The organism is Amycolatopsis sp. NPDC024027 (assembly GCF_040638975.1).
Taxonomy (GTDB): Bacteria; Actinomycetota; Actinomycetes; order Mycobacteriales; family Pseudonocardiaceae; genus Amycolatopsis.
On sequence record NZ_JBEZYY010000013.1, the window covers coordinates 96405 to 109409 of the forward strand.

Annotated in this window: 13 protein-coding genes; 10 read left to right on the plus strand and 3 right to left on the minus strand. The window is 69.2% G+C overall.

Going from position 1 to position 13005, the window contains the following annotated elements:
* Positions 1-37 precede the first annotated feature (37 nt).
* The 5 genes from AB0F52_RS29060 (at position 38) to AB0F52_RS29080 (ending at position 4984) form a co-directional block, all read left to right on the plus strand.
* The gene (locus AB0F52_RS29060; protein ID WP_033261465.1) at positions 38-484 is read left to right on the plus strand and encodes an Lrp/AsnC family transcriptional regulator; all 447 of its coding nucleotides are present in this window, start codon (positions 38-40) and stop codon (positions 482-484) included.
* 52 nt (positions 485-536) lie between these two features.
* Complete coding sequence (locus tag AB0F52_RS29065) at positions 537-1301, plus strand: enoyl-CoA hydratase (protein ID WP_360177772.1); 765 nt, start codon at positions 537-539, stop codon at positions 1299-1301.
* A 258-nt stretch (positions 1302-1559) separates the two neighbouring features.
* Positions 1560-3485 carry a 2-oxoacid:acceptor oxidoreductase subunit alpha gene (locus tag AB0F52_RS29070; protein ID WP_360177775.1) on the plus strand — a complete coding sequence of 642 codons (1926 nt, stop codon included), beginning with the start codon at positions 1560-1562 and terminating at the stop codon, positions 3483-3485.
* Complete coding sequence (locus tag AB0F52_RS29075) at positions 3482-4546, plus strand: 2-oxoacid:ferredoxin oxidoreductase subunit beta (RefSeq protein ID WP_360177778.1); 1065 nt, start codon at positions 3482-3484, stop codon at positions 4544-4546. Before AB0F52_RS29070 ends, AB0F52_RS29075 begins: the two co-directional genes overlap by 4 nt.
* A gap of 96 nt (positions 4547-4642) precedes the next feature.
* On the plus strand, positions 4643-4984 hold the full coding sequence (locus AB0F52_RS29080) for a VOC family protein (protein WP_233225660.1): 342 nt from the start codon (positions 4643-4645) through the stop codon (positions 4982-4984).
* Here AB0F52_RS29080 and AB0F52_RS29085 read toward each other — a convergent pair.
* Together AB0F52_RS29085 and AB0F52_RS29090 are read right to left on the minus strand one after the other, a co-directional pair.
* Positions 4977-6218: a hypothetical protein gene (locus tag AB0F52_RS29085; RefSeq protein ID WP_360177781.1), complete on the minus strand. Its 1242-nt coding sequence runs from the start codon at positions 6216-6218 to the stop codon at positions 4977-4979. The genes AB0F52_RS29080 and AB0F52_RS29085 overlap by 8 nt on opposite strands.
* Positions 6219-6241: 23 nt before the next feature.
* A complete protein-coding gene (locus AB0F52_RS29090) occupies positions 6242-7294 on the minus strand; it encodes a polyprenyl synthetase family protein (protein ID WP_103337340.1) in 1053 nt (350 codons plus the stop codon).
* A gap of 106 nt (positions 7295-7400) precedes the next feature.
* Between AB0F52_RS29090 and AB0F52_RS29095 the strand changes: the two genes are divergently transcribed.
* From AB0F52_RS29095 to AB0F52_RS29115, 5 genes are all read left to right on the plus strand, one after another.
* Positions 7401-8147 carry a hypothetical protein gene (locus AB0F52_RS29095; protein WP_360177784.1) on the plus strand — a complete coding sequence of 249 codons (747 nt, stop codon included), beginning with the start codon at positions 7401-7403 and terminating at the stop codon, positions 8145-8147.
* Between the two features lie 267 nt (positions 8148-8414).
* Positions 8415-8732: a hypothetical protein gene (locus tag AB0F52_RS29100; protein ID WP_360177787.1), complete on the plus strand. Its 318-nt coding sequence runs from the start codon at positions 8415-8417 to the stop codon at positions 8730-8732.
* Entirely contained in the window at positions 8729-9352 is a 624-nt protein-coding gene (locus AB0F52_RS29105) for a DUF3558 domain-containing protein (protein ID WP_360177790.1), read from the plus strand. Before AB0F52_RS29100 ends, AB0F52_RS29105 begins: the two co-directional genes overlap by 4 nt.
* 4 nt (positions 9353-9356) lie before the next feature.
* Entirely contained in the window at positions 9357-10700 is a 1344-nt protein-coding gene (locus AB0F52_RS29110; protein ID WP_360177793.1) for a hypothetical protein, read from the plus strand.
* Entirely contained in the window at positions 10700-11365 is a 666-nt protein-coding gene (locus tag AB0F52_RS29115; RefSeq protein ID WP_360177796.1) for an ESX secretion-associated protein EspG, read from the plus strand. Before AB0F52_RS29110 ends, AB0F52_RS29115 begins: the two co-directional genes overlap by 1 nt.
* A 66-nt stretch (positions 11366-11431) precedes the next feature.
* Here AB0F52_RS29115 and nuoN read toward each other — a convergent pair whose 3' ends face one another.
* A complete protein-coding gene (gene nuoN, locus AB0F52_RS29120) occupies positions 11432-13003 on the minus strand; it encodes an NADH-quinone oxidoreductase subunit NuoN (RefSeq protein ID WP_360177799.1) in 1572 nt (523 codons plus the stop codon).
* Positions 13004-13005: the final 2 nt, after the last annotated feature.

Sequence of the window (13005 nt, forward strand, 5' to 3'; positions counted from 1 at the left end):
CGCTGTTCGCTGCGCGTATCTGTGCTACATGTTGCGTGTGAACACCATCGACCAGCGAATCGTTTCGTGCCTAGTGGCGAACGCGCGCTCGAGCTACGCGGAGATCGGCAAGGTGGTCGGCCTGTCGGCGCCGGCGGTGAAACGGCGGGTCGACCGGCTGCTCGAAACGGGCATCCTGCGGGGCTTCACGGCGGTCGTCGACCCGGAGGCGCTGGGCTGGGGAACGGAGGCGTTCGTCGAGGTCACGTGCCAGGGGAACATCACGCCGGCCCGGATCCGGGCGCGGCTGGAGCCGCTGCCGGAGGTCGTGGCGGCGTACACGGTGTCGGGTGCGGCGGACGCGATCGTGCACCTGCGGGCCGCCGACATCCACCACCTGGAGACGGCGCTGGAGCGGCTGCGCGGGCTCGAGATCGTGGACCGGACGGTGTCGACCGTGGTGCTCTCGCGGCTGCTGGAACGGCCGCCGACGCCGGAGCAGTGACGCCTCGTTCCCCCACGCGTCCACCCGTACCGCACCGTGCCACCCTGGGCCCATGACCGACAGCATCGTCAGCGAGCACTCCGGCGGCGTCGCCCTGCTGACCGTCGACGCTCCCGGCAGCCGGAACGCGCTGACGCTCGACCTCTCCGCGCAGCTCGCCGCCGCCGTCGAGGCCGCGGAACAGGACGAGTCCGTGCACGCCGTCGTCGTCACCGGGACGCCGCCCGCCTTCTGCGCCGGTGCCGATCTGTCCGCGCTCGCCGCGGCCGACGAGCCCGGCCTGCGGGCCATCTACGAAGGCTTCCTCGCCGTGGCGCGGTGCGCGCTGCCGACCATCGCCGCCGTCGGGGGCGCCGCCGTCGGGGCCGGGCTGAACCTCGCCCTCGCCGCCGACGTCCGGCTGGCCGGGCCGCGGGCGAAGTTCGTCGCCCGGTTCCTCGAACTCGGCCTGCACCCGGGCGGCGGGATGACCTGGATGACGCAGCGGCTCGCCGGCCCGCAGCAGGCCGCCGCCCTGACGTTGTTCGGGCAACCCCTGGACGCCGAAGCCGCGGTGCGCGCCGGGCTGGCGCTGCGCGTGGTCGACGGCGGCCATGACGAACTACTGACGGCCGCGCGTGAGCTCGCTCACCCCGCCGTCGCCGCGCCGCGTGCGGCACTGGTCGACACCAAGCGCAGCCTCCGCACCACCGCGGGCCTGGCCGAGCACAGTGCCGCCGTCGACGTGGAGCTGCGGCCGCAGCTGGCCTCGCTGGCGTCACCGGAGTTCGCCGAACGGCTTTCCCTGGTGCGGGACCGGATCCGTTCTCGGCCGTGACTCGACCGGAGCGCTCTACCGTCCGGGAGACGCGCATCACAACGCCGCGTGGCAGCTACCCGTTACCATCAGTTACAGGTATCTGAGGGAGCTGCGAAGAGACATTGAAGAGCATCAATGAGGTCGCCCAACAGCCGGGACACCGCCAACATCGGTGTTGAGGGCGAGCTAACCTCGGGAGTAGACCTGGTGAACGCAGCCGCGGCACCGGCAGGCGAACGGAAGCCGTACCGTCGGGAGAGAGGGAATCCCTGACCCATGAGCACGAGTGCGAACGGCAACGGCGCTGGTCACGGCTCGCTCGCCGCAACCAGGCCGACCGAGGTCAGCAAGCTGGACCGGGTGGTCATCCGGTTCGCCGGCGACTCCGGTGACGGCATGCAGCTGACCGGCGACCGCTTCACGTCCGAAGCCGCCGCGTTCGGCAACGACCTGTCGACGATGCCCAACTTCCCCGCCGAGATCCGCGCGCCACAGGGCACCATCCCCGGCGTCTCCAGCTTCCAGGTGCACTTCGCCGACTACGACATCCTCACCCCCGGCGACCGGCCGGACGTGCTGGTGGCGATGAACCCGGCCGCGCTCAAGGCGAACCTCGCCGACGTCCCGCACGGCGGCACGATCATCCTCAACACCGACGACTTCATCAAGCGCAACCTCACCAAGGTCGGCTACGCGAGCGACCCGCTGGAGGACGACACGCTCGAGGCGTACCAGGTGCACCGGGTCGCCATGTCGACCCTGACCCAGGGCGCGCTCGCGGAGACCGGCCTCGGCAAGAAGGACGCCGAGCGCTGCAAGAACATGTTCGCGCTCGGCCTGCTGTCGTGGATGTACCACCGGCCGACCGAGGGCACCGAGCGGTTCCTGCGCGAGAAGTTCGCGAAGAAGCCGGACATCGCCGAGGCGAACATCCTGGCCTTCCGCGCGGGCTGGAACTACGGCGAGACCACCGAATCGTTCGCGACGACGTTCCAGGTCGCCCCGGCGAAGCTGAAGCAGGGCACCTACCGGCAGATCACCGGCAACACCGCGCTCGCCTATGGGCTGGTCGCTGCCGGACAGCGGTCCGGGCTGCAGATCCTGCTCGGCACGTACCCGATCACCCCGGCGTCGGACATCCTCCACGAGCTGTCCAAGCACAAGAACTTCGGCATCATCACCTTCCAGGCCGAAGACGAGATCGCCGGCATCGGCGCCGCGCTCGGCGCGTCCTACGGCGGCGCGCTCGGCGTCACCTCGACGTCCGGGCCGGGTGTCGCGCTGAAGTCCGAAGCCGTCGGCCTCGGCGTGATGGTGGAGCTGCCGCTGGTCGTCATCGACGTCCAGCGCGGCGGCCCGTCCACCGGCCTGCCGACCAAGACCGAGCAGGCGGACCTGCTGCAGGCGATGTTCGGCCGCAACGGCGAATCGCCCGTCCCGATCGTCGCGCCGCTGTCGCCGGCGGACTGCTTCGACGCGGCCGTCGAAGCGACCCGGATCGCGCTGAAGTACCGCACCCCGGTGCTGCTGCTCTCGGACGGCGCCATCGCGAACGGCTCCGAGCCGTGGCTCATTCCGGACGTCGACGACCTGCCCGACCTGCGGGTCGAGTTCGCGACCGAACCCAACGCGGACAACGACTCCGGCGAGTTCTGGCCGTATGTCCGCGACCCCGAAACCCTCGCCCGCGCGTGGGCGGTTCCGGGCACCCCCGGGCTGCAGCACCGGATCGGCGGGCTGGAGAAGGCCGACAAGACCGGCCACATCTCCTACGACCCGGTCAACCACGACAAGATGGTCCGGCTGCGGCAGGCGAAGGTCGACGGCATCGACGTCCCCGATCTCGTCGTGGACGACCCGAGCGGCGGCAAGGCCCGCGTGCTCGCGCTCGGCTGGGGCAGCTCGTTCGGCCCGATCGGCGCGGCCTGCCGTCGCGTGCGCAAGCTCGGCCTGCCGATCGCGCAGGCGCACCTGCGGCACCTCAACCCGCTGCCGGCCAACCTCGGCGACATCCTGCGCAGCTACGACAAGGTCGTGGTGCCGGAGATGAACCTCGGCCAGCTGTCGATGCTGCTGCGGGCGAAGTACCTGGTGGACATCCACTCGCACACCAAGGTCGCCGGAATGGCGTTCAAGGCCGAAGAGCTGCAGAACCTGTTCTCGGAGATCATCACCGGCGTTACTACGGAGGCGGCAGAATGACCGCAATCGACTTGGGGACACCCAACCTCGGCGGCCTGGACCTTGTGCCCACCACCGACGAGCCGCAGAAGGCCAAGGACTACAAGTCGGACCAGGAAGTCCGCTGGTGTCCCGGTTGCGGCGACTACGTCGTCCTCAACGCGGTCCAGTCCTTCCTGCCGACCCTCGGCCTCAAGCGCGAAAACATCGTGTTCATCTCGGGCATCGGCTGCTCGTCGCGGTTCCCGTACTACCTCAACACCTACGGCATGCACTCGATCCACGGCCGCGCGCCGTCGATCGCGACCGGGCTGGCCACCACGCGGCCGGACCTGTCGGTGTGGGTCGTCACCGGTGACGGCGACGCGCTGTCCATCGGCGGCAACCACCTGATCCACGCGTTGCGCCGCAACGTGAACATCAAGATCCTGCTGTTCAACAACCGGATCTACGGGCTGACCAAGGGCCAGTACTCCCCGACGTCCGGGCAGGGCATGGTCACCAAGTCGACCCCGATGGGTTCGGTGGACACGCCGTTCAACCCGCTGTCGCTGGCGATCGGCGCGGAGGCGTCGTTCGTGGGCCGGGCGATGGACTCCGACCGCAAGGGCCTGACCGAGGTCCTGCAGGCGGCGGCGCAGCACCGCGGCTCGGCGCTGGTCGAGATCTACCAGAACTGCCCGATCTTCAACGACGGTGCGTTCGACGTCCTCAAGGACGCCGACGAGGCCGCCGCCCGGCTGATCCCGTTGCGCGCCGGCGAGCCGATCCGCTTCGGCCCGAACCAGGAGTTCGGCGTCAAGCGCGGCGACTGGGGCGGCCTGGACGTCGCCAAGGTCGCGGACATCGGCGAAGACAACATCGTGGTGCACGACCCGGCGATCACGGACACGTCGTACGCGTTCGCGCTGTCGCGCCTGGGCGACCAGAACCTCAACCACGTCCCGACGGGCATCCTCCGCCAGGTCGAGCGCCCGACGTACGACGACGGCGCCCGCGCCCAGGTCGAGGAGGCCCGCGCGGCCCGCACGCCGGACCTGCAGGGCCTGCTGCGCGGCAAGGACACCTGGACGGTCGCGTAACCCCGCTGCTCCCGAAGGCCGCCATGCCCGGTGCATGGCGGCCTTCGGCGTTTTCGGGGTTGCCTTCGTTGGGACACTTGTCCTAAGTTTTAGGCCATGCGACCTGAATCACCCTTCGTGTTCTTCGACGTCCGCACCGCCGACGCGGCGGGCAGCAAGCGGTTCTTCGCCGAGTTGCTGGGCTGGGAGGCGGACGGCCCGCTGCTGACGGCCGGCGGCGCACCCTGGGGCGGCCTCACCGAGCTGGCCCCGGGCGACGACCGGGCCCCGCAGTGGCTGCCCTACGCGCCGGTGTCCGATGTGGACGCCGCCGCGGCGAAAGCGCTGGAGCTGGGCGGAACGCTCGTGCGCGAGCGCACCGACCTGCCGTTCGGCTCCCTGGTGGTGGTCACCGATCCCGGCGGCGCCGCGCTCGTCCTGTTCCAGGAACTCAGCTGAGCGGCCGGAACCCGACGCGTTCGGCGTCCTCCGCCGTCCGGAACCAGACCTCGGCGACCATCTTCGGGAACTGCGCCGATTCCTCGGTGCAGTACCGCAAAGCCGTGACGCTGGCCTTCACCGCGAAGCCGTCGCTGGGTGCCCCGCCACCCGGGCGCGGCATCGCCGAACCGGGGCCGAACGGGCCCGGCGGGACCGAGTCGCCCGCCGCCTGACGGGCCGGGGGCGGCTCCGGCGCCACGACGCCGGTGGCCGCCGCCTGGTTCGGCTGCACCGACGGCTCGAACAGCGAGCCGCTGTGGCCGCCGGACAGGTCGGGCTCGCGGCGCTCGACCGTGCGCATCGACGGCTGGATCGGCTGCGGCGCGTCGAACCCGCCGCGCACCGCTTCCCGCGGCTGCCGCTTCGGCAGCACCTGCGTTGCTTCGGCGGGGGTCTCCGGTGGCACGTCCAGCTCGCTTTCGGCGATGTCGCCGCCGAACGCGTACTGCGGCGGCTCGGCGTCGGGTTCCTCGTCACGCACCGAACCGGGGTGCTCGCCGATGTAGCGCGTGCGCTCCACCGGCTCTTCGAACGCCGACCGCTCGGACGGCGGCTCGTGGTCGAACCAGTCCGGCGTCGCCTCGCCGGACGGCGGCTGGAACAGCGAGCCCGGGCCCGGGTCGAGCTTCTGCTCGAGCCGCGACAACGCCGGCGACTCGGGCTCCTCGTCGTCGTCGAACGAATTCCCGACCGGGGCCAGGTACTGGGTCGCGGTGGCGCTGTCCGGCTCCGGCTCCGGCTCCGGCTCGTCGTCCGTCGTCAGGAACTGAGTGGCCGCGCTCCGGTACGAGTCGTCTTCCGCGAGCTCTGATCCCGGCGGGGGAACGAACGGCTCGGTCGGCGGCATCCGCAACGGCACCTGCGCGTCCAGCTCCGCGAAGTCCTCGTCGATGTCGTCGTGGATGTCGTCGCGGTGGATCGGCGGCGCGGCGACCAGGGTGCCCGGGTAGGACGTCTCCTGGCGGGAGGGCTCCGGCTCGGGCCGCGGCTCCGGTCGCCGGAACGTCTCGGTGCCGCTCATCGCGGCCGCGTTCGCGGGGGTGCGCGCGGCGTCAGCGTGGGCCTGCGCCAGCGAGCTCTCCAGCCGGCGGACGCTCTTGCGGAGCGGCAGCACGAGCACCAGCCAGGTGAGGAGGACGCCGACGAAGAACGCGGCGAGGCTCCACAGCCAGACCTGTCCGAATATGGACATCTTTTCCTGCCCCTGTTAAGTGCTCAGCGCGTCCGCGCAACCAAGTAGTCGGCGACCGACTCGCACGCGTCCCGGGCGGGTGATGCGGGCAGCGCGGTGAGCTCGGCTCGCGCGCGCTGAGCGTAGTCGGAAAGGGTGACGCGTGCTCGATCGAGTCCGCTACTGACGCGCAGCAGCTCCAGCGCCTCCTGCACGAGCGCGTCGTCGGCGATCGGGCCGGACAGCAGCTCCACCAGGCGGGGGTCGGTGCCCGGGTCGGCCAGCGCGTACAGCATGGGCAGCGTCCGGACGCCTTCGCGCAGGTCGGTGCCCTGCGCCTTGCCGAGCTCGTCGGACGGCGACGCGATGTCGATGATGTCGTCGGAGATCTGGAAGGCGGTGCCGATGATGTCGCCGAACCGGCGCAGCGCCTGGATGTGCTCCTCGGCGGCGCCGGACATCATGCCGCCGAAGCGGCCGGCGGTGGCGATCAGCGAGCCGGTCTTCTGCGCGATCACGGTGAGGTAGTGCGCGACGGCGTCGTCACCCGGTCCGGGGCCGACGGTCTCGCGCATCTGGCCGGTGACCAGCTCGCCGAAGGTCTCGGCGATGATCCGCGCGGCGTCCGTGCCGAGGTCGGCGACGAGGCGCGAAGCGTGGGCGAAGAGGAAGTCGCCGGTGAGGATGGCGATGGTGTTGTCCCAGCGGGCGTTGACGCTCTCGGCGCCCCGCCGCATGTCGGCCTCGTCCATGACGTCGTCGTGGTAGAGCGTGGCCAGGTGCACCAGCTCGACCGCGGCGGCGGCGATCACCACGTGGTCGTCCTGCTTCGGCCCGAACTGCGCCGACAGGAGGGTGAACAGCGGACGGAAGCGTTTGCCCCCGGCCTCGACCAGGTGCAACGCGGCGTCGTTGACGGCCTGGACGTCACTGCGGACGACCTCGCGCAGCAGCTTCTCGACCTCGGTCAGCCCGCCGGCGATCGAGCGCAGCAGGGTTTCGTCGGCGATCTGCAGCCCGACCGACGCCCGCAGGTCGTCGAGGGCGCCGCCCGGCGCAGCGGGGAGGGATCCCGCCCCGGGGGCTGGGGAAGGCACAGACACGTCGGCTCCGCTCTACTCGTGCACCGGTCGGTTGCCCCTTGAGCGTAGTGGCTACGCCGCGCGGTCGTTTACCCGCTGTCCTGCGGAAACGGTGACGAACATGACACCGGCCACGGTCACCCACCGGGTGGTTCGCGATCCTCGGAAGGGTGATCGGAGATTCCGGGCGCAACGGACGTCCCCGCCGGGCGGATATTCAACCGTGGAGGAGCCGCCGGCCACGGCCGCTCCCGGCGGCGAGGAGGACAGCGAGATGCGCAGCACGATCGTCACGGCGGTGGTGGTGACGGGCCTGGCAGTCACGGCCACTTCGGCTGCTTCGGCATCCCAACCCGGCGCGGCGGAGATCGGCTCGGCTTCGTTCACGACGGCCGAGATCCCACCCCAGGGCCACTGCGCGATCGGCGGCCCGGCAACCGCAACGGCCCAGATCGTCTCGAAGCCGGAAATCACCTTCGGCGGCGGCACGTCGTCCTGCACGGACACGAAGGTGACGGCGACGGGCAAGGACTTCGAGCTGTCGGCGCTGCTGCGCGCGGGAGGGCCCCGGGTGAGGCTGTCGAGCTTCACGGTGACGTGCGAGAGGGCGCCGGGGCAGACGAGCGCGAACTGGACGTACGGCGGGATGTCGGGAATCGCGAACCCGCCGAGCCCGGTACCGGTGGGCTACGTGTCGCCGCTCCGGAAACCGGACGGAACGGTCCTGGCGAACGCGGTGTTCAACATCCAGGACCTCCCGGGCGACGGAAGTGTCGGCTTGACGATGCTGCGCATTGATTTCCTCCCCGAATCGGGCCTCAGCGGAGCGGTGGAATTGGGCCGCACCAGCTGTTCCCCGACCCCGTAGACGTCACGAGGGCCGCGGCTTGGGAGAGCACCGAGAGGGCCGCCGCGGCCCTTGTGACCTTGGTTTTCCGTGGTGGGAACCCTGGTAGGGTGCGGAGCGTCGGATACGCAGGGTGCTCGGGGTGGAGCGCACTGCAAGCTAGGGGAGAGCTGATGACGACGGACGTGTGTCGTGGTTGAGGGACCGGTTTACGACCCGGACGGGGATTGGCGGCTACCTGGGCCGAACGGGGTTCCGGTTGCCGGGGCTTACGGGGGTGGGGGTGATGTGGGTGCGGGGTTCGAGTATGACGAGGAGACCCTTCGTGAGCTGATGCACGAGTGGAACGAGCTGGCCAATGAGTTCCAGGACGACCTGAGCCGAGCACGCCTGATCGCCACTGCCGAAGGCCCAGGCCTTGAGTACGCGAGCGGAGGCAACGCTGAGCTGATTCGGCAGTCTGGCTCGGCGCTCACGACCACACTCTATGAACGCGCGGCGTTCTGCCGGGCTATGGCTGCGAAATTCGAGGCAGCGCTTGGCAAATACGCTACCGCCGAAGACAGGCACTCGATAGAGATCAAGCAAGCCGGAGGCAGTCTGTGAAGCGCCCCTTCCTGGTCGGGTTAGGTGCGACACTGCTCGTCGTAGCTGCTTGCACTTCACCTCAAAACGGCACAGCCTCGCCTTCGTCCACAGGGGCGATCACCTCCCCGACCGGCGGCCCACATTCAGGGCTCCCCGATGCAGGCGCGCCCGAGGTGGCGACCCCGATCGACACAACCGACTTCCAGCAGAAGCCCTGTGCCACTCTCACCGCCGCACAGATAGCTGAACTACTCGGTCCAGACGTGAAACCGAAGGAAGATCCGAACGACCTGGCCGGCCCGAGCTGTTTCTGGCATCCGACATCAGTGACACAGGCCACCGTCTCGGTCATCTACAACACCAAGAACCAACGCGGCCTCACTGCGATTTACGAGAAGCAGGGGACATCCTTCCCCCTGTTCGTTCCGATGGAACCGATCGATGGGTATCCGACGGTCGCGTACGGGCAGGCCGATCTTCGATCTAAGGGCAGTTGCGCGATTGCACTGGGAACCAGCGATCAGCAGGTCGTCGATGTATCAGTAGCCCTCTCCGAAGGCAATGTCGGTAAGAAGGACCCTTGTGCCGCGGCGCACGAAGTCACGGCAACCGTGTTGAACAATCTCCGGGCCAGGTGAATTTATGGTTACCGAAGGACCGTTGACCGCCGCCCAGATCTATGAGCAGATCACCGGCGGGAAAGGCACTCAGTCACTGGATGCAGCCCATGATGGTGCCAGCCAGCTGACCACTCGGATGGTGGAACGGGCCCAGCGGATCAGCGCCCTCCGGGCCAAAACCATGTCCGGCTGGCGCGGAGACGCCGGGGAGGCCGCTGCCGACGCCACTCGGCCTCTTGTGCAAGCCGCCGCTGATGATGCTGTTCATCTTCACAATGCTCAAAGTGCCGTTGGGGCTCAGATGGATGCCTTTGGTACTGCCAAGAACTCCGTCAAGCCTGTTGCCGCGCAGCCGCCGGCGTTGGGGGTTGATGATGTTCTGCACGCCATCAGTGACAAGGGTTGGGATTCCTACCACACCAAAGTTGCCGGGTGGCAGGCTGACAGCCAGGCCAACATCGATGCCTTCAGCGCCTACCACTCCGCCAGCTCAACCAATGGCGGCCAAATGCCCGCCCAATACGCGCAGCTCGCCGACACCGGCGGTCCCGTCTCGATGAGCACCTCCACCGAACGGAAAGCCGAGCCCACCGATACCGGGGAATGGGCCCGGAATCCCCGGCAGACGCAGGTTCCCGCTCAGGATCGGCAGACCGTTCAGCCCGGACAAACCCGCGGCACGGATGGGAACCGGACGCAGGCGGCAACCCAGCAGGACCAACAGCATCAACAGGACCCGCAACCCCAGCAGAACCAGCAGAACCAGGTTCGGCCCGGCACCACGAACCCCGAGAACACCCACGCCAACAGCTACGTCCCCAAGCCCGTCCTCCCCGCCGCCCAGGGCGGGTACGAGTTCGGGCCTACCGGACAGCCCGTCAGCAACCTGACCGGCACCGGGACGAACTTTCCCGGCGGGTTCGGGCCGGGGACCGGGCCATACGCCAGCGGTGGATACCAGCCCGGAAGCGGAACTCCAGGAATCGGCACAGGGACCGGCACAGGGACCGGCACGGGGACCGGCACGGGGACCGGCACGGGGACCGGAGCACGCCCCGGGACGCCAGGACCCACCTCGGGACTCGGAAGCCGAGTGAACCAGCCCGGCCCCGGAAGCAGCACCGGGGCGCGGCTCCCCGAAGAACGCCTTCCCGGCGCCAACCCCGGCCGCGGCTCTGCCGGCGCCCGTGGCGCCAACGGCCTGCCCATGGGCGGCCCCCTTGCGGGCCGCGGCGGCAAAGAAGAAGACCGGGAAAAGAAAAAGGCTCCCTACTTGCAAAACCCCGATCCCGACGAAACCTTCGGCGGCTTTATCGAAAAGCCCATGCCGCCCGTCATCGGGGAAAACCGGAACAGAAAACAATAATGGCCGCCTTCTCGCTGACCACCCTCCTCACCGCCATGCGCTCCGTCGGGTGCGGTGATCCGCACCCCGTCCTGGCCAAAGGACTGCGCTACGTCCCGCCGTCCGCCGCGAAACGGGTCGACCGGGATGCCTTCGAAGAGCTCAGCCCCTACGGGTTCGTCCAAGGTGACGGCTTCACGCCCGACTTCGAAGAGCGCCTGCGCCTCATCGGCCACCCCGCCCAGGAATACTTCGCCTACGCCCGGGACACCACCGAACAAATCGGCGTCCTCGTAGCCGTCAACGGCCGGGACAAGGTGTGCGTTGTCTGCCGGGACGACCAGGTCGAACTCACCGACGTCGGCACCCACCCCGCCGACGCCCTCGTCGCGCAGCTGCCCCGGTACCGGCCCGCGGACATCAAGCCCTTCTCGCTCCCCCAAGAAGACTTCCGGAAACAACCGGAGAGCGACGTCTTCGACGACGCTCCCGCCCGCAGCCGGGAAGCGCAGGAACTCGACGCCCTCTTCCAGCAGCCGCACTACGGCGTTGGGCAGCTCCACACCGGAGACAAGACCGTCAGCTACCTCGATCTGGCCGCCGGGCGCGTCGGGATCGCCCTCGCCGACGGCTACATCAGCGTTCTGCCCGGTGAGCCCAAAACACTGAGCCAGAAACTGAAATAGGGCCGCCACTCCCCCGGAAAACGAGAGAGTGGCGGCCCGAAGAAAGAAAACCCAAGAAAGACAGACTCAGAAAGCGAACCCGCCCGAACCGGCCCAGCCGAGCGCGAACGCCGGGACCAGGCCCAGCACCAGCGTCACCGCCGTGCCCAGGAAGATCGCCGTTCCCGTGCCGAAGCCCGGGATGGTGACCGTGGGACCGTCAGCGGCCGGCTCGGAGAAGTACATCAGGACGATCACCCGCAAGTAGAAGAACGCTGCCACCGCGCTGAACACCAGGGCGATCACCACCAGCGGGGCCATGCCGTCCGACAGCGCCGCCGAGAACACCACGAACTTCCCCACGAACCCGGACGTGAGCGGAATCCCGGCCAAGGCCAGCAGCAAGAACGTGAAGACGCCCGCCACCAGGGGCGACCGCTTGGCCAGCCCGGCCCACGCCGAGAGGTGCGTTGCTTCGCCCGAGGAATCCCGGACCAGGCTGATCACGCCGAAGGCCGCCAGCGTCGTGAAGCCGTACGCCAGCAGATAGAACAGCGTGCTCGACAACCCGTCCTTGGTCATCGCGATCGCACCCACCAGCAGGAAGCCCGCGTGGGCGATCGACGAGTACGCCACCATGCGCTTGACGTCCGTCTGCGTCAGGCCCAGCACCGCGCCGATCACCATCGAGATGATCGCCACGCCCCAGAGGACCCCTCGCCACTCCCACGAAGTCGACGAGAACGCCACCGACAGCACCCGCAGGATCCCGCCGAACGCCGCGACCTTCGTGCACGCCGCCATGAACGCCGTCACCGGCGTCGGCGCTCCCTGGTACACGTCCGGGGTCCACGTGTGGAACGGGCCGACCGAACCCTTGAACAGCAGGCCGACCACCAGCAGTCCCAGCCCGGCGAACAGCAGCGTGTCCGACCGGTCCGAACCCGCCGCCGCGGCCGCGATGTCGCCCAGCTTCACCGAGTTCGCGTAGCCGTACAGCAGCGCCAGGCCGTACAGGAAGAACGCCGAGGAGAACGCACCCAGCAGGAAGTACTTGACCGCCGCTTCCTGGGACAGCAGGCGGCGGCGACGCGCGAGGCCGCACATCAGGTACAGCGGCAGGGAAAGCACTTCCAGCGCGATGAACATCGTCAGCAGGTCGTTCGCCGCGCAGAACGCCATCATGCCGCCGAGCGCGAACAGCGTCAGCGGGAACACTTCAGTCTGCATGACCGTCGCCGTCTGGGCGCGGTCCTGGACCGTGCCGGGACGGATGCCGGCCTGGGCGACGAGCGCGCCGCCCGGTTCGACCACCCGATCCGAAATGAGCAGCACCGCGCCGACCGCCAGCGCCAGCAGCGTGCCCCAGAGGAACAGCGCCGGCCGGTCGATCGAGATCGCGCCGCTGAACGTCGTCACGCCGCCCGCCGGCGAGTCGGAGACCGCGTACTTGATCAGCCAGGCGCCCGCGGCGACGATCGCCAGCAAGCTCAGCCCGACCTGCACGCCGAACCGCGAGCGCTTCGAGGCGAACGCCTCGACCAGCACGCTGACGCACGCCGCGCCGAAGATGATCAGCACCGGGAGCACGGCGTTGTAGTCGACCGACGGCACCTGCACCGGCGGCTCCGGTGCCTGGGTCAGGAGGATGTCGAGCACTT